Genomic DNA, 15,792 nt, shown 5'->3' with positions numbered 1-15,792 from the left:
AACCATCTTTATTGCTTACCTAATAAGATTAATTTAGTTTTATTGAGAAATTTAAATAATTTTTTTTATTAATAACTTTTCAGTTAGTTCAATAAGTCTTATCACATTTAATGGTGCTTCTCTTTTTTTTAGTTCGTCTAAAGATAGCCATTGGAAAGATTTATTTGTCAATTGGCTATTTTCTAGCGGCTTACAAAGGTAAATCATATCAATGTGATAATGAAACCCTTGTTTTTTATCGTGAATAGGCTCTTTTAAAATGGCAAGGGGTTTAACAAGCTCAATAACATCACTATTATTTAGATCAAGATTTAAGCCAAGGTTAAATTCCGGTTGATAACACAAGCATTCACACAATAAGCCCGTTTCTTCTTCTATTTCTCTTAACGCGGCGTTTTGTGGTTCTTCATTTTCTTCGATATGGCCTCCTGGTGGTAGCCAATATCCTATTTTGGGATGTAAATGGAAAAGAAATTGCCCTTGTTGATTAAATACAATACCTGTTGCGGTGAAATGGCTTTTAGGTACTTCTATTGTCATAACAGCGTATCCTTATGTTTTATAATCTTGTTCCAATGTACATCAAATTATTATATTTTTTGTGCTATTAATTGTTTTTCGTATTTGCTGAAGATTGTTTTATTCCCATCAGAAAATCAAAAAAGATCCTCTTGAAATCCTTGCAGGCATTTTCTGATAATGTTGCTTCATTTTTTAAGTTAATCGCGATATGCGTGAGAAAGCCATAGATTAAATTAACGACAATATCAGGAGAGTAAGTACAAATTTCTTGTTTAGAATAGAGCGTTTCTACACAGGATTTGATTCGAGGAATGAGAATTTGTGCATCAATTTCATCCCATTCCTTCCAGCCTAAAACAGAAATAATCTCTTGTAACGGAATAAGCTTATCTTTATGTTGGTAAATATGATCAACACAAAAACTAAAAATAACCTCAAGCTCTTGCCATTTATCATCATAAATAGGTATTTTAACCAGTTGCTTCATGACTTTATCAACTTGAAAAAGATAGCACTCTTTTAGTAGTGCTTTCTTATTACTAAAATGATGATAAAACGCCCCTTTCGTTACTCTTGCATGACGTGATATTTCATCAATGGAAACATCACAATAGTTTTGATTTATAAATAGTTCTTGTGCTGCTTCACGTAACGCCGTGCGTGTTTGTTCTGAATTCTCTTGTTGCCGTGATTTTATTTTCATGATAAAACCCTTAAAACATACCATAAGTATGTAATAATATATGGGTATCAGTTTCGTGTAAACTGAACAAAATATTTTCAGGAAATTATCATGTCATCTCCGTACAATGGGTTTGCTCCCTTAAATACCTTATCCACATTTAATATAGAAATTATCAAAGAACTTCTTCTCTGGATTGAGGTAAATCTGGAAAAACCGTTGCTACTTGATGATGTTGCGATTAAATCTGGCTATACAAAGTGGCATTTACAGCGAGTCTTTAAACAGGCAACAGGTTTAACATTAGCTTCATATATTCGTGGGCGACGTCTAACAAAAGCAGCAACCGAATTACGATTAACAAAATTGCCTATTCTGACTGTGGCACTACGTTATCAGTTTGATTCTCAGCAATCATTTACACGTCGCTTTAAAGCCACGTTTGGCGTCACACCCACTGAATATCGCAAACTTGATAATCTTTGTGGTGATAATTTTCAACCACCAATTAATTTTGATGTCACTGACTTGCCTATTCCTAAGATTATGGATCTGCCAGAAAGTTATGTTTATGGTATGCAATACCAATATTTTTGTTCTATCGAAGATATTGGCAAATTACATGAAGATATTCGCCATCAATTTTGGAATGATTTTTTACTGTATACCGATAAGAATTTTACAGAAAGTACAGTGCTGATTTCATATCAACCTAATACGCTACGTAAAAATAAAATCCAAATTGACTATGAGATTGGTTTAAATAGCTTAGATCATTTTACAAAAACCAGTGGCTTTAGAAAAAAACTCATAGGATCGGGCCGTTATGTTAGATTTCAATTTAAAGGAACACTGGAAGAATATAAGCAATTTGCGATGAAAATTTATTTTTATACCCTTCCTGCTTTAGGTCTATGTCGTCGTTTAGGTGCTGATATCGAAAAGTATATTAGTATAGAAACAGACATCGATTTAATGGAATTACCAAAAACCTTAGAAATAGATTATTTCGTTCCAATTCACTGATAGCCGTACCAGATAGCCTGAGTATTTCAGGCTTTTTACCATTTATTCTTTATAAGAAACTTTATTCACTTAAAAAGTTATACTTAATTTAAATCCCTATTCTGTATCCCTATAAAATTCAATAAGGTTATCATGCGTATTTCATCTCTCGCTTTATTTTCTGCTTTTTTATTGCCTTCTTTCACAAGCTATGCTGATATTTCAACGCATAACTTACCTCGTGAAGATGGAAGTAAAATACATTACTATTTGGATAAACGAGCTGAAAAAAACCAAACATTATTAGTCTTAATGCAAGGTTCTGATTGTAATAGCATTAAAAACAACACATTTATCCAAGAGACATTTGGCAAATGGTTACCTGATAGTGATGTTTTAATGATAGAAAAGTACGGCATTACAGCGCAATTACCCTATTCTCAATATAATAACGAGCGTCTTGATTGCCCTATAAACTATAAGCTTCATGATAATCCGAAACAACGAACTGAAGATTATGAAGTTGTTTTAGATAAATTATCGCCACAGTATCAAAATATTATTTTAATTGGGGGAAGTGAAGGTGCTACGATGGTGCATTTAGTGGTAGCGAAACGCAATGATATTAAAGCAGCTATTGCTCTAAATGGAGGCGGGCGTTTTTTTCTTGATGATGTTCTTTATAATATCCGCCATACTACGCCGAAAGAACACGTTGAAGATGCAATAAACGGCTTTCAACAATTTGCTGATGCAATAAAAAATAATCAAATTGATGATGAACAATTTATAAGTGAACACAGTAAAATATGGTGGCAACAATTTTTTGCTATTGATTTGCTTAAAACAATTAAAAGTAATCAACACACCCCTGTATTAATTATTCAAACACTCAATGACACAAATGTAAACGTGGATACCTTCCATCAACTAAGCCAAGATATTAACCAACCTAATGTGAAGTTTATTAAATACGATAAATTAGATCATGGATTTTATAATGAACAAGGTGAACGTTTAACAAGCGAAATAATCAGAGATATACAGCAATGGTATACGCTATTTGTGAAATAGCTTAATAACTGATTTAAAGCAGGATTTTTATATCACTATTTCTGTATAATGATAACTATTCTCTCTTCTATAATTAGGATAAGAATGGAAAGTACAACTGCACTTTTACGGCTTGATAAAATAGGCTATCGAATTGACAACAAAACTATCCTCGATAACATAAATTTTGAACTTCAATCTTCTGAATTTAAACTTATTACAGGCCCGTCGGGATGTGGTAAGAGTACCTTGCTTAAGCTTATTTCCTCTCTACTATCACCCACGAGTGGTAACATTTTCTTTGAAAATAAAAATTATTTGACCCTCTCACCAGAAGCGTATCGTCAGCAAGTTTCTTACTGTACACAAACTCCGATGTTATTTGGTGAAACTGTTTACGATAACCTTAAGTTTCCTTATTTTTTACGAAAACTCACTGTAGATGATAAGAAACTGGCACATGATTTAGATTATTTTTGCTTGCCCGTATCTATTATGAAAAAAGGGATCAACGAACTTTCTGGGGGCGAAAAACAACGTGTTTCATTGATAAGAAATCTGCAATTTATGCCTAAAATCTTATTACTTGATGAAATAACAAGTGCATTAGATGAAGATAATAAAACAAAAGTGAATGATATTATTCACCACTACGTTAAAGATCAAAATCTCGCTGTGTTATGGGTCACTCACGATCAAAATGAAATAAAACATGCTGATGATGTGATTTTATTACCTTCTCACAATGATGCCTGATCTTTTAATTCTTTATCAGTCACCCTTTTGTTATGAGCGAACATAATATTATGAACGAACATACGATTAGCAATGAGTCTCTTATTTTCTCGCTTTTACTCGTTCTCGTGGCTATTTTTATTAGCCGTAAAGAAAAATTATCATTAGAAAAAGATATTATTTGGAGTACCGCAAGAGCCATTATCCAACTCTTAATCGTTGGCTATGTATTGACCTATATATTCCACGTTGACCATTTTATTCTCACCTTTTTAATGGTGCTGTTTATCTGTTATAACGCAGCACACAACGCAAAAAAACGCAGTAAATATGTTAAAGATATTTTTCTTATTTCTTTTACTGCTATTACCACAGGGGCATTATTAACCCTGACTATTTTATTACTCACCAGTTCGATTGCTTTTACTCCTATCCAAATTATCCCTATTACCGGAATGATTGCAGGTAATGCAATGATAGCAACTGGCCTTTGTTATAATAATTTAGGGCAACGTTTTCAAAATCAGCAACAGCAACTACAAGAGATGTTAAGTCTTGGAGCTACCCCTAAATTAGCCTCGATGAGTATTATCAGAGACAGTATTAAATCTTCATTAATCCCTACGGTTGATGCCGCAAAAACGGTCGGCATTGTGAGTTTGCCAGGTATGATGTCAGGACTTATTTTTGCAGGTGTGGATCCATTACAAGCCGTGAAATATCAAATTATGGTGACGTTTATGTTGATGGCAACAGCCAGTATTTCGACCATAATTGCATGTTACTTAACCTATAAGAAATTCTTTAATCAACGTCATCAGTTAATTAATTTTGATACCTATTAGAGTGCATAGCACCTTAGTTCAAATCTGTTTTTTGTGACGTAATATTAGACAGATAATTCAATATATTCCAACCTGAAAGAACGACTAATGATGCCAATGGAACCTAATGACCACGGTCAACTTTTAAGGTTGCATTGGCATTTTTGTAATCAACAGGTGATAGCGTTTTATGAAGAGAGAAAATTATTTATATCACCGTTTTCTTGTTGTTCTTGAAGTATTGATACTTCTAATAAGTGAGAAGTTCCTAGAGCTTTATTTTTTCGGATGTATTATTATTCGAAAACTGATAGAAAGGAACTATCATCATTTTTTACTATACAAAACACAAACTTACCAATAATTAACTACATTAAACTCTATATAAAAGATTTAAATTAAATTGGGTTATAACACGAGAAATACAGATGCAAAACAAAACCCCCTTCCCCATTGAGAACGAAATCAAGGTACACCTTGTAAACGCATTTACCCGAAATAATTCTGGGGGTAATCCGGCAGGCGTAGTGCTTAATCCCCCCAATCTAAGTGATACGCAAAAAATAGAAATTGCACGCCTAGTCGGCTTTTCTGAAACAGCGTTTGTCTATGCAGGTAAAGAGACTAATTTTAAGGTTGATTTTTTTACTCCAGAAGGTGAAGTTGATTTTTGTGGACACGCGACATTAGCTGTTTTCTTTACAATGGCTTCACTCAATATCATTGGCTCTGGTCATTACACACAAAAAACGAAGGCCGGTATTTTAAGTGTCACAGTAAACCCACAAAGTATTGTTATGGAACAAACACTCCCTGTTATGCGACAAGGCCCTGATATTGATGATGTTGCCACAGCACTTGGTGTGCACAGTGATGTTATTAGAAAAACAGGTTTACCTATTACGATTATTTCAACAGGTTTACACGATATCATTGTACCTGTGCAATCAGGATCACTAGATACTTTACAACCCAACTTTGACACAATTGCAAACCTAAGTCGTGAATTTGATACCATCGGTTTTCACGTATTTGAATTAAGTAGCAATGCAACTATTACAGCCCACTGCCGAAATTTTGCACCGTTATATGGCATAAATGAAGAATCCGCAACAGGTAGTTCTAGTGGCGCATTAGGTTGCTATTTTGTCAATTACGTTTTTCCTAATGAAACTCATTTTCTACTAGAGCAAGGTCGTGCAATGGGATGCTCATCGTTGCTTGAGGTGACTATTGATTCACACGCACAAGAAATTAGTCGTGTTAGTGTTGGTGGACAGGCAGCTATATTCGGGGAAAAAATAATCAAACTTTAAATAGTAAAAAAGCCCCAAAAAGGGCTTTTAATGATCGATATCCGGAACGTTATTTGAGTTTAATTAACCTCGTCCTTTCGGGCGATTAAGAATATGATCTTCCCAATCTTCAACTTCCGTTTCTGGCACCGCAATATACCTTACAGATATATTACCTTGGTGCATTTTTGCTTTATTACCTGCAATAAGTGGATGCCAATTTTGTAATGTTTTGCCTTCAGCAAGAAGACGATACGCACATGTCATTGGTAACCACTCAAATGTCGGTAAATTATACCGTGTAAGCTTGATACAATCTGGTTCATAACGGAAACGATCTTCATAATTACTGCATTGGCAGGTTTTAATATTAAGTTGATTACAAGCGACATTGGTAAAATATATTTCGTCGGTATCATCATCCATTAACTTGTGTAAACAACATTGTCCACACCCGTCACAAAGTGACTCCCACTCATCATCACTCATTTCATCTAATGTTTTAGTCTGCCAAAAAGCCTGTGTCATCTCTACGTTATTACCTTATTGCTCATCTGATACGAATTAAATAACCCGCGTTGTCAGCTGATGTTCGTTAACACTTAATACCAACATATCACCCGATTCTAGAGGGCCGACACCTTCAGGTGTTCCCGTTAAAATCACATCACCAGGACGTAGGGTAAAAAAGCGAGACATATAGCTGATAAGGGGTAAAACAGGGGTAAGCATATCACGACTGTTACCCTGCTGACGAATCTCGTCATTAACACGTAACATTAAATCAGCATTTTGTGGATCACCAAAAGAATTAACTGGAATAAAGCCTGATAGTGGTGCAGAGCCATCAAACGCTTTACTTTTTTCCCATGGTTGTCCTGCTTTTTTCAATTTACCTTGTAAATCACGTAACGTGAGATCAAGACCAATACCGAAACCCGCAATTGCGCGATCAACTCGATCTTCATTGGCTTGCTTCAGTGGTTGGCCGATAAGTACGGCTAATTCGATTTCGTGATGAACGGCTCCCATATCTTTAGGAATTGCAATAGGTTGACGAAGATCACACATTGCGGTTTCTGGCTTGATAAAAATCACTGGCTCTTCTGAACGAACTGAACCCATCTCTTTAATATGATTTGCATAGTTACTGCCAACACAAATTACTTTATTGACAGGGAAATCAAGTAGCGCACCTTCCCAATCGCGATGTTGATACATAATGTGTTCCTTTTAGGTAAATTGCTGTGTTTTATTTCACTGCAAATATAACTAACCCGCGTTAGGCAGTGAGTTTATTTTATTAGCAACGCCATCAGCCATTGTGACAATGCTAAGGGCAAAGAAGTAAGAACTATTCCAATGCATAATTGTACGGAAGTTTTGTGTCACTAAATAACTTCTGTGCAAATCATCATCAGGAATTATTAACCATACCTGCATATCGTCACTTAATTGGCTATTAGCAGGTAATTGAACGCCTAATGCTTTCCATTGAGCAACCGTTTTTTGTTGCTCGGCCTTAATGCCTTCAAGTTGCTGGTTAAAATCTACAGATAAAGTAACCTGTTCCCCCCAAGGAAGTCCACTTTTCCAGCCTTCAGTCGCTAAATAATTAGCAGCCGAAGCAAATGCATCTTCACGCGTATTCCAGATATCGATTTTTCCGTCACCATTGCCATCTGCGGCATAAGTAAGGAAAGAAGTTGGCATAAACTGAGTTTGTCCCATTGCTCCGGCCCAAGAGCCTCTCAAACGCTGTCCTTGCGGTAAGTGCCCTTCCTCGATAATTTCAAGCGCGGCCATAAGTTGGCGTGTAAACAGCTCTTCTCGACGACCTTCAAATGCTAATGTAGCCAGCGCAGAAACAACATCTTCTCTGCCTTGCACTTTACCAAAACCACTTTCAAGCCCCCATAACGCAACAATATAGTTTGCAGGCACTCCATATTTCTTGCTGATTAGCTCTAAGGTTTCTTGATTTTCTTGATAGTGATTAGCACCTTGGTTTAGACGACCATTGGTGACAATGCGAGGTAGATAAACATCGAGTGTAATTTTCTTTTCCGGTTGATTTCGATCAGATTTAATCACTCGTTCAATAAAATGTGCCTCTGAAAAAGCAAAATCTATTGTTTCTTGTTTATATCCCAATTGAGCCGCTTTCAATTTTAATGCTTCAACATAAGCAGGAAATTGTGCGACTGTGCGAGCATCTTTAGGAAAGGCCTGTTCTAATGATGCAACATCCACTTGTTTCCATCGGGCTACATTTTGTGTTTCAAGCGTTGTTGGCTCTGAAACTTTAATTTGCCTTTCTGCCAATTTTTGTTGGCTATTTGTACACGCTGATAACATTAAACCAGAAACAATCACAGCGATGAACGAATATTTGAACATTTATGCTCCTTTTATCTCGATGATTTATTCAGTTTTTTCTGATTTTTTTAATTCATCTAAATAGGCATTTAACATACTTTCGACAGGTGGTGGAACTTGTAAATAAAAACCTTGATCAACTAACGCTTTTTTGACTTTTTCAATGTCAGCATGCGCTAAACGCTGTCTATCCGCGAGATTAAGCAACATTGCAAACTGAGGCTCACCAAAACTTTGCAATAATTCGTCCGGAATTCGAGAAAAATCATCCTTTTTTTCGATGTATAAATAAGTTTGATCACGTTTGGTACTACGGTAAATTGCACAAATCATTTTCATTAAACTCTAATTATTAAAATAAGCGACTTGCCTGAATATTTTAGTAAATATAACATGCTTATATACTTTCGTAATATCGTCTCTGGTTTTTTGTGCCAGATTATAAAAAATTTACTGAGTCAGATAGATGTCAAACACGCCCATTGAGTTAAAAGGCAGTAATTTTACCCTTTCGGTACTTCATTTAAATGATGGAACACCGAAAGTTATTCGTCAGGCAATTTCAGAAAAAATTGCACAAGCGCCTCAATTTCTGAAAAATGCGCCTGTGGTTATCAATGTCTCTGCATTAGCAGGTGACAATATTGATTTTAAAAAACTGAGGCGAATTGTAGAAGATGCTGGCTTACGTGTTGTGGGAATTAGTGGTAGTTCAGACGCTCAACAGAAAGAAGCGATAATTGCCGCACAGTTACCTATCTTAAATGAGGGTAAAATAGCTAAGCCAACAACTCAGGCAAATAACGATAAAACGAATGAAGCACTGTCAGTTGTGCGTCAAAAAACAAAAATCATCCATACCCCTGTACGTTCAGGGCAGCGCATTTATGCTCAAAATAGCGATTTAGTGGTTATTAGCAATGTGAGTGCTGGCGCTGAATTAATTGCTGATGGTAATGTTCACGTTTACGGTATATTGCGTGGACGTGTACTGGCCGGAGCATCGGGTGATCAAGAGAGTCATATTTTTTGTACACATCTGTCTGCTGAACTTGTTTCCATTGCTGGCCAATATTGGCTAAGCGACCAAATTCCTACAGACTTTGTTGGTAAATCAGTACAACTGAGTTTGCAAGAGAATGAATTAACAATCGAGAACTTAATTTAGAGCATCGACAAGGAATCACTCCATGGCACGCATTATTGTTGTTACGTCAGGTAAAGGTGGGGTTGGTAAAACAACTTCCAGCGCGGCCATTTCTACCGGCCTCGCTCAAAAAGGTCATAAGACGGTTGTTATCGACTTTGATATTGGGTTACGTAATTTAGACCTTATCATGGGTTGTGAACGTAGAGTTGTTTATGATTTTGTTAACGTTATTCAGGGTGATGCCTCTTTAAATCAAGCTTTGATTAAAGATAAGCGTACAGAAAACCTATTTATTCTCCCTGCTTCACAAACAAGAGATAAAGACGCGCTCACCCGTGATGGTGTAGAACAAGTATTAGATGAACTCGATGAAATGGGTTTTGATTTTATTATTTGTGATTCTCCTGCAGGTATTGAAAGTGGCGCATTAATGGCTCTTTATTTTGCAGATGAAGCAGTTATCACAACAAACCCAGAAGTTTCATCTGTACGTGACTCCGACCGTATTTTAGGCATTCTCGCCTCTAAATCACGTCGTGCTGAGCGCGGTGAAGATCCAATTAAAGAACATCTGCTATTAACACGTTATAATCCAGGCCGAGTAAGCCGTGGCGATATGTTAAGTATGGAAGATGTTCTTGAAATTCTATGCATTCCACTTTTGGGTGTTATTCCCGAAGATCAATCTGTTTTACGTTCATCTAACCAAGGTGAACCAGTTATTTTAGATAGCGAGTCTGATGCGGGTAAAGCCTATTCAGATACAGTAAATCGTTTGTTAGGTGAAGAACATCCATTCCGTTTTATTGAAGAAGAGAAAAAAGGCTTTCTGAAACGCCTTTTTGGGGGGTAAAAGATGGCTTTACTAGATTTTTTCCTGTCGCGTAAGAAGTCGACAGCTAATATTGCCAAGGAGCGTTTGCAAATTATCGTCGCCGAACGTCGCCGTGGTGATAGCGAGCCAGCTTATTTACCTGATATGAAAAGAGATTTATTAGGTGTTATCTGTAAATATGTGCAGATAGATCCAGAGATGCTTTCTGTTCAATTTGAACAGAAAGGTGATGATATCTCTGTATTAGAGCTAAATGTGACCTTACCTGAAAGCGAAGAACCAACAAAGTAAATCATATTTTACGCTTTATATAATCCATTATTCACAGAGCCAACCATGAACTATAATTAATTTGATTGGCTCTGTGTTTAATTATATACAATTTGAGTTCACCTGAATGCGCAAATAGCGCTATATCTCGTTGCTATTTTAATCATTGGTGATAAGTCACAGGAGCCTTTTTATTCCACAATAACGTTAACTTTTACTGATCCTATATTTAATGCATTTTATTACTATCACCTATTTTTATAGGCGTTTATTTGCGTACAAAAAATAAGAGTCTCTAAAGAGACTCCCATTATTCTTTGCTGTTTACTTTGACTATTTCATCTACTTATTGCGCTACACATATCTGTTTCATGCTAGATATCAATTAATAGAAAATAAACACTCAATAAAATTTAAGGATATAGCGCCAAAATTTCAGACACTTTTTCTTCAAGTAATGCTTTACGCCAACGTGAAATAAGTTCCGGTTGCCCTTCTTTTATTTTCCAGTGAATACTCAATAACTGGTTAATTTGTCTTCTTGATGCCAATAGTTCAGGGTTATATCGTTCTCCCTCACTAATTTCTTGAATAACCGCCTTAATGGCTTTAAATGCTTTTTTGTAGTTTGGTTGTTCAATAATATTGCTAATAGGTTCAGGACAATCTTCATCTTTAATTTCTTTCGCTTTAGCAACAAAATCTAATAAGCGACGACCATGGCAACGGATCTCTTGTCCAGATAGCGACAATGCATCTAATTCTGCTAATGAGGAAGGAAGATAACGAGCAACAGACCATAGATGCTCTTCTCTCACAACAAAGTTTAATGCCATATCGCGAGCTTTAGCTTGATTTAAGCGCCATTGAGCAAGCATCTGTAAGCAGGCTAACTGTTGGCCTTTTAATTGACATGCATTGCTAATATCACGGTAGGCAAGCTCAGGTACTACAGCTTCTTGGCGACGCTCTGCTATCATTTCACATTCATCAGTTATTGCGTCCATATAGCCGACGTCTTGTGCTTCTGCAATGAGTTTTTTAGCAAGAGGAAGTAAATAGAAAACATCACCACTGGCATATTGACACTGCTTTTCCGTTAAAGGACGAGCCAACCAATCAGTGCGAGATTCGCTTTTATCTAATGCGATATCTTCGTATTTCTCAACTAATGTTGCAAAGCCACAAGAAATCGGATAGCCCAAAAATGCAGCAACCACTTGAGTATCAATCATCGGAGTGGGAACACAACCAAACTGATGAGTAAATACTTCGAGATCTTCGCTCCCTGCATGGAGATATTTCATTATGTTTGGATCAGTTAATAATTCAACGAAGGGAGCCCAATTTGTTATTGCTAGAGGATCAATAAGAGAGATCTGTTTACCATCATACATCTGGATCAAACCAAGATGTGGGTAGTAGGTACGTATGCGGACAAACTCTGTATCTAATGCGATTTGAGAAGCTTGTGATGCAGCTTTACAAGCGGTTTCTAATGCAGTGTCTGTCGTAATCAATTGATAATTCAAAACAGGTTTCTCTTGTTTTTATGTCTAAAGACTTTTTATGTAATGACAAAAACGCCGGTATAAACCGGCGAAATTGAAAAAGGTTATTGAATGTTGTATCAAGATTCAGTTGAGGTTTTCAACTGTTTTTCTTCATTTCTTAACTCTCTGCGTAAAATTTTACCAACATTGGATTTTGGTAATTCATCACGAAACTCAATAATTTTAGGTACTTTATAACCTGTTAAGTAACGACGACAGTGTGTTTTTACCTCATCTTCTGTCAATGTAGGGTCTTTTTTCACGATAAAAATCTTAACTGTCTCACCTGAGTTTTTACTCAGTACACCAATTGCTGCTGATTCCAATACTTTAGGGTGAGCCGTAACCACTTCTTCAACTTCATTAGGGTAAACGTTAAACCCTGAGACTAAGATCATATCTTTTTTACGGTCAATAATGCGAATAAAACCTTCGTCGTCCATTGTCGCGATATCACCCGTTGCAACCCAGCCATCGTGTAAAACCTCGTCAGTGGCATCAGGACGATTCCAATATCCTTTCATGACCTGAGGCCCACGAACCCACATTTCACCGCCTACAGTGCGGTCAACTTCGTTACCTTCATCATCCATAAACTTAACGTCAGTTGAAGGTACGGGTAATCCAATACTACCACTGTATTTTTTCAGATTATAAGGATTACCAGTGACCAATGGAGAACATTCCGTCAGACCATAACCCTCTAAAAGATGTTTACCTGTTAACTCTTCCCACTCTTTGGCGACACTGCTTTGTACTGGCATACCACCACCAACAGAAAGATTTAGTTTGGAGAAATCGAGTTGACGAAATTCAGGATTTTGCAACCAAGCGTTAAATAACGTATTTACACCTGTAATCGCCGTGACAGGGTAACGTCCTAACTCTTTAATTGTCCCTTTAACGTCTCGTGGATTGGTGATCAGTAAGTTTTTACCACCAACCTCAATAAACAACAGACAGTTAACCGTTAAAGCAAAGACGTGATACAGCGGTAATGCCGTTACCACCAGTTCTTTACCTACATGTAATGCAGGTACATAAGCGGCTTTGGCCTGTTCAAGATTTGCCAACATATTGCGATGCGTTAACATGGCGCCTTTAGCAATGCCGGTTGTTCCACCTGTATATTGTAAGAATGCTAAATCACCGCCTGTAATTTCAGGTTTGATATATTGCATTCGATAACCAAAATGCATTGCTCTGCGAAATGAAATGGCATCAGGCAAATTATATTTAGGCACTAATCGTTTGATGTACTTAACAACAAAATCAACGAGTGTTGCTTTAGGACGGGATAGCTGATCGCCCATTCGGGTTAAAATAACGTGCTTAATGCTGGTATTAAACACAATTTTTTCGAGTGTATGCGCAAAGTTAGAGACAATAACAATAGCACTTGCACCACTGTCATTTAACTGATGTTCAAGTTCTCTTGGTGTGTAAAGTGGATTTACGTTTACGACAACCATACCTGCACGAAGAATACCGAAAAGCGCGATAGGATATTGCAATAAATTAGGCATCATTAAGGCAACACGATCACCTTTTTTTAGTCCTAAGCCGTTTTGCAGGTATGCTGCAAAAGCACGGCTACGCTCTTCAAGTTTGCGATAAGTCATGACCTCGCCCATATTGATAAAGGCGGGTTGATCTGCGTAATTTGCGACAGCGTTTTCAAGCATCTCAGCAAGGGATGCGAAACGGTCCGGGTCAATTTCAGCCGGGACATCTGCCGGATAACGTTTAAGCCAGACTTTTTCCAAAGTAGTACTCCTGATTAATCGCACTTCTTGGGTTAATATTATGTTTCATTTTTAACAAAGTATTAACTCATCCTACCAGCACAAACAATTTTCTGTTGTGAAGATGCGAAGTGTGTCACTAAATATTTTATTTTTTAGATTAACAAAAAAGAAGGCGGTCAAAACCGCCCTCTCTTTTATTTTTATTCAACTTTAATAACGCTATTAGATAGTTACCTAATATATTATAGATATCAATTATACACCGTTTCACCCAAATGGAGATGAAATATTATATCGTCATGCAATCATAAACCCAGTTTTTATTCTAAAACGGGTACGACCTGACCAGTTCCATATGGATATCCACCATAACCACCATATCCATGATGATAACCCCAATATGGGCCATCACCATAATAACCCCATGTCATAACAGGCGCTGGCATAATCACTTGCTGTGTCAGTGTCCAACGTTTCATTCCTGTTACATCCATGCGTAAAAATGGATAGCTCGCTTCTCCGACTTTTCCTGTTTCAACGCCTTTAATCGTTCCAACTACCGTTACATATTGGTTTTTATAATCTGTAGGATCTAAGAAATGCATGACATTTGCATAGAGGCGTCCAATAGATGGTTGTTGTAATTCAGGTGCAGCATCATATTGAGAAAGTGGCATAACGGCAATTTCTAGCTGTGTGGATGATTGAAGATTTTTAACATCAACTACACGTCCGCCAAAACGACCTTCTTGACCTACATAAAGTTCAGGCGCTACAAAAATACCATTTAAATCAGTGACAGGCGTTGCTGATGTTCCTTTTATTGATTCAGGTATTGAGACGCATCCCGCTAGCAACAAAGCACCAGACAAAAATAGCGCTTTGCTTACCAAACGGTAGTTTAATTGTCTTTTCATAAACCACCTCGTTGCAAGTCATTATTAACGTCACTCTATAATACTATTATAGCTTTACTCTCTAATTTCTAATAGATACTCATAGTCTATTCACGACCGGGTAATTTTTTCCACGTAACTTCATTACGCAAATAAACAGGTTCAGCCTCTTCCACTTTTGTGGCTTTTCCTTCATGCCAAGCGACAACTGCAAGTGGTAGCATATCTTGTGCCGCTGGCAATGTAATGTCAGTTTCAACTGCAGTAAAAGGCAATGTCTCTTTTAATTCAGGATAGGTTTGCCAACCCGTACCCGCCATTGCCCAAGTACCCGTGGTTGATTGTAAGGCTTCAACAAAGTGTTCGGGTTTCATCACTGCTTCTGTTCCTTCACCTAACCAAATCCCGTCGTCATTACGTTGATATTGAGCACAATAAATTTCGCCCATACGTGCATCTATTGCGACTAAAACCTGTTTGATCCCCGTTGTTCTAAATACACCTTCTGCCATGGTGGCAAGTGATGAAATACCAATCATAGGTAATTCAGCACCCAATGCGATACCTTGTGCAACACCGACGCCAATACGAACTCCGGTAAAACTGCCTGGGCCTCGCCCAAAAGCGAGGGCATCTAATGATTGCAATGTTAAATTTGCTTCTTCTAAGGCGCTTTTGACCATAGGTAAAATCTTTTGTGTATGTTCACGAGGTGAGATTTCAAAACGTGAAGCAACAACGCCTTCATTCCAAACTGCAACTGAACAGGATTCTGTTGCAGTATCAATTGCTAAAATTCGCAGTGACACGCCATAACTCCGGCAAATTCGATAATTAAAAGAGGA

The 15,792-nt window shown here is 37.1% G+C and carries 18 protein-coding genes and 1 pseudogene; 8 read left to right on the top strand and 11 right to left on the bottom strand.

Annotation, left to right across the window (positions count from 1 at the left end; translation table 11 throughout):
• Positions 1-51: 51 nt before the first annotated feature.
• Both JEP40_RS11270 and JEP40_RS11265 read right to left on the bottom strand, forming a co-directional pair.
• Complete coding sequence (locus JEP40_RS11270) at positions 52-540, bottom strand: NUDIX hydrolase (RefSeq protein WP_198623630.1); 489 nt, start codon at positions 538-540, stop codon at positions 52-54.
• A 67-nt stretch (positions 541-607) separates the two neighbouring features.
• Positions 608-1,225 (bottom strand): TetR family transcriptional regulator, encoded by a 618-nt coding sequence (locus JEP40_RS11265; protein WP_198623629.1) that lies wholly within the window; start codon positions 1,223-1,225, stop codon positions 608-610.
• A gap of 90 nt (positions 1,226-1,315) precedes the next feature.
• Between JEP40_RS11265 and JEP40_RS19200 the strand changes: the two genes are divergently transcribed.
• The 4 genes from JEP40_RS19200 (at position 1,316) to fetB (ending at position 4,842) form a co-directional block, all read left to right on the top strand.
• The gene (locus JEP40_RS19200) at positions 1,316-2,230 is read left to right on the top strand and encodes a helix-turn-helix domain-containing protein (protein WP_109408112.1); all 915 of its coding nucleotides are present in this window, start codon (positions 1,316-1,318) and stop codon (positions 2,228-2,230) included.
• A 132-nt stretch (positions 2,231-2,362) separates the two neighbouring features.
• Complete coding sequence (locus JEP40_RS11255) at positions 2,363-3,283, top strand: acyl-CoA thioester hydrolase/BAAT C-terminal domain-containing protein (RefSeq protein WP_198623628.1); 921 nt, start codon at positions 2,363-2,365, stop codon at positions 3,281-3,283.
• Between the two features lie 84 nt (positions 3,284-3,367).
• A complete protein-coding gene (gene fetA / locus JEP40_RS11250; protein WP_198623627.1) occupies positions 3,368-4,018 on the top strand; it encodes an iron efflux ABC transporter ATP-binding subunit FetA in 651 nt (216 codons plus the stop codon).
• Positions 4,019-4,068: 50 nt separating this feature from the next.
• The gene (gene fetB, locus JEP40_RS11245; protein ID WP_198623626.1) at positions 4,069-4,842 is read left to right on the top strand and encodes an iron efflux ABC transporter permease subunit FetB; all 774 of its coding nucleotides are present in this window, start codon (positions 4,069-4,071) and stop codon (positions 4,840-4,842) included.
• Positions 4,843-4,858: 16 nt separating this feature from the next.
• On the opposite strand, the pseudogene JEP40_RS19095 reads toward fetB, so the two are convergent.
• A pseudogene (locus JEP40_RS19095) lies at positions 4,859-5,008 on the bottom strand (endonuclease); the annotation flags it as partial.
• 241 nt (positions 5,009-5,249) lie between these two features.
• On the opposite strand from JEP40_RS19095, the gene JEP40_RS11240 reads away from it, so the two are divergent.
• Positions 5,250-6,137, top strand: coding sequence for a PhzF family phenazine biosynthesis protein (locus JEP40_RS11240; protein WP_198623625.1), 888 nt, complete (start codon positions 5,250-5,252; stop codon positions 6,135-6,137).
• Positions 6,138-6,200: 63 nt separating this feature from the next.
• Here the strand turns inward: JEP40_RS11240 and JEP40_RS11235 are convergent, their stop codons facing one another.
• The 4 genes from JEP40_RS11235 to JEP40_RS11220 are packed head-to-tail and all read right to left on the bottom strand — an operon-like array spanning position 6,201 to position 8,828.
• Positions 6,201-6,644: a YcgN family cysteine cluster protein gene (locus tag JEP40_RS11235; protein ID WP_198623624.1), complete on the bottom strand. Its 444-nt coding sequence runs from the start codon at positions 6,642-6,644 to the stop codon at positions 6,201-6,203.
• Between the two features lie 36 nt (positions 6,645-6,680).
• Positions 6,681-7,337 (bottom strand): fumarylacetoacetate hydrolase family protein, encoded by a 657-nt coding sequence (locus JEP40_RS11230; protein ID WP_109408108.1) that lies wholly within the window; start codon positions 7,335-7,337, stop codon positions 6,681-6,683.
• Positions 7,338-7,388: 51 nt separating this feature from the next.
• Positions 7,389-8,516, bottom strand: coding sequence for a lytic murein transglycosylase (locus JEP40_RS11225; RefSeq protein WP_198623623.1), 1,128 nt, complete (start codon positions 8,514-8,516; stop codon positions 7,389-7,391).
• A gap of 24 nt (positions 8,517-8,540) precedes the next feature.
• On the bottom strand, positions 8,541-8,828 hold the full coding sequence (locus tag JEP40_RS11220) for a YcgL domain-containing protein (protein WP_198623622.1): 288 nt from the start codon (positions 8,826-8,828) through the stop codon (positions 8,541-8,543).
• Between the two features lie 133 nt (positions 8,829-8,961).
• Here JEP40_RS11220 and minC point away from each other — a divergent pair, with 133 nt between their 5' ends.
• Genes minC through minE form a run of 3 tightly spaced genes read left to right on the top strand, consistent with a single transcriptional unit; the run spans position 8,962 to position 10,771 of the window.
• On the top strand, positions 8,962-9,663 hold the full coding sequence (gene minC, locus JEP40_RS11215) for a septum site-determining protein MinC (protein WP_198623621.1): 702 nt from the start codon (positions 8,962-8,964) through the stop codon (positions 9,661-9,663).
• Positions 9,664-9,685: 22 nt separating this feature from the next.
• Positions 9,686-10,498, top strand: a complete 813-nt coding sequence (gene minD, locus JEP40_RS11210; protein WP_036936680.1) for a septum site-determining protein MinD — start codon at positions 9,686-9,688, stop codon at positions 10,496-10,498.
• Positions 10,499-10,501: 3 nt separating this feature from the next.
• Positions 10,502-10,771 carry a cell division topological specificity factor MinE gene (minE, locus tag JEP40_RS11205; protein ID WP_023582089.1) on the top strand — a complete coding sequence of 90 codons (270 nt, stop codon included), beginning with the start codon at positions 10,502-10,504 and terminating at the stop codon, positions 10,769-10,771.
• 392 nt (positions 10,772-11,163) lie between these two features.
• Here minE and rnd read toward each other — a convergent pair whose 3' ends face one another.
• From rnd to tsaB, 4 genes are all read right to left on the bottom strand, one after another.
• Positions 11,164-12,282, bottom strand: a complete 1,119-nt coding sequence (rnd, locus tag JEP40_RS11200; protein ID WP_198623620.1) for a ribonuclease D — start codon at positions 12,280-12,282, stop codon at positions 11,164-11,166.
• Between the two features lie 98 nt (positions 12,283-12,380).
• Entirely contained in the window at positions 12,381-14,069 is a 1,689-nt protein-coding gene (gene fadD, locus JEP40_RS11195) for a long-chain-fatty-acid--CoA ligase FadD (RefSeq protein ID WP_198623619.1), read from the bottom strand.
• Positions 14,070-14,371: 302 nt separating this feature from the next.
• Positions 14,372-14,968, bottom strand: coding sequence for a Slp family lipoprotein (locus tag JEP40_RS11190; protein ID WP_198623618.1), 597 nt, complete (start codon positions 14,966-14,968; stop codon positions 14,372-14,374).
• 86 nt (positions 14,969-15,054) lie between these two features.
• Positions 15,055-15,756, bottom strand: a complete 702-nt coding sequence (gene tsaB, locus JEP40_RS11185) for a tRNA (adenosine(37)-N6)-threonylcarbamoyltransferase complex dimerization subunit type 1 TsaB (RefSeq protein WP_198623617.1) — start codon at positions 15,754-15,756, stop codon at positions 15,055-15,057.
• Positions 15,757-15,792 lie beyond the last annotated feature (36 nt).

Source organism: Proteus vulgaris, assembly GCF_016239305.1.
Taxonomy (GTDB): domain Bacteria; phylum Pseudomonadota; class Gammaproteobacteria; order Enterobacterales; family Enterobacteriaceae; genus Proteus; species Proteus vulgaris_C.
This window is presented reverse-complemented; position numbering and strand designations above follow the sequence as displayed.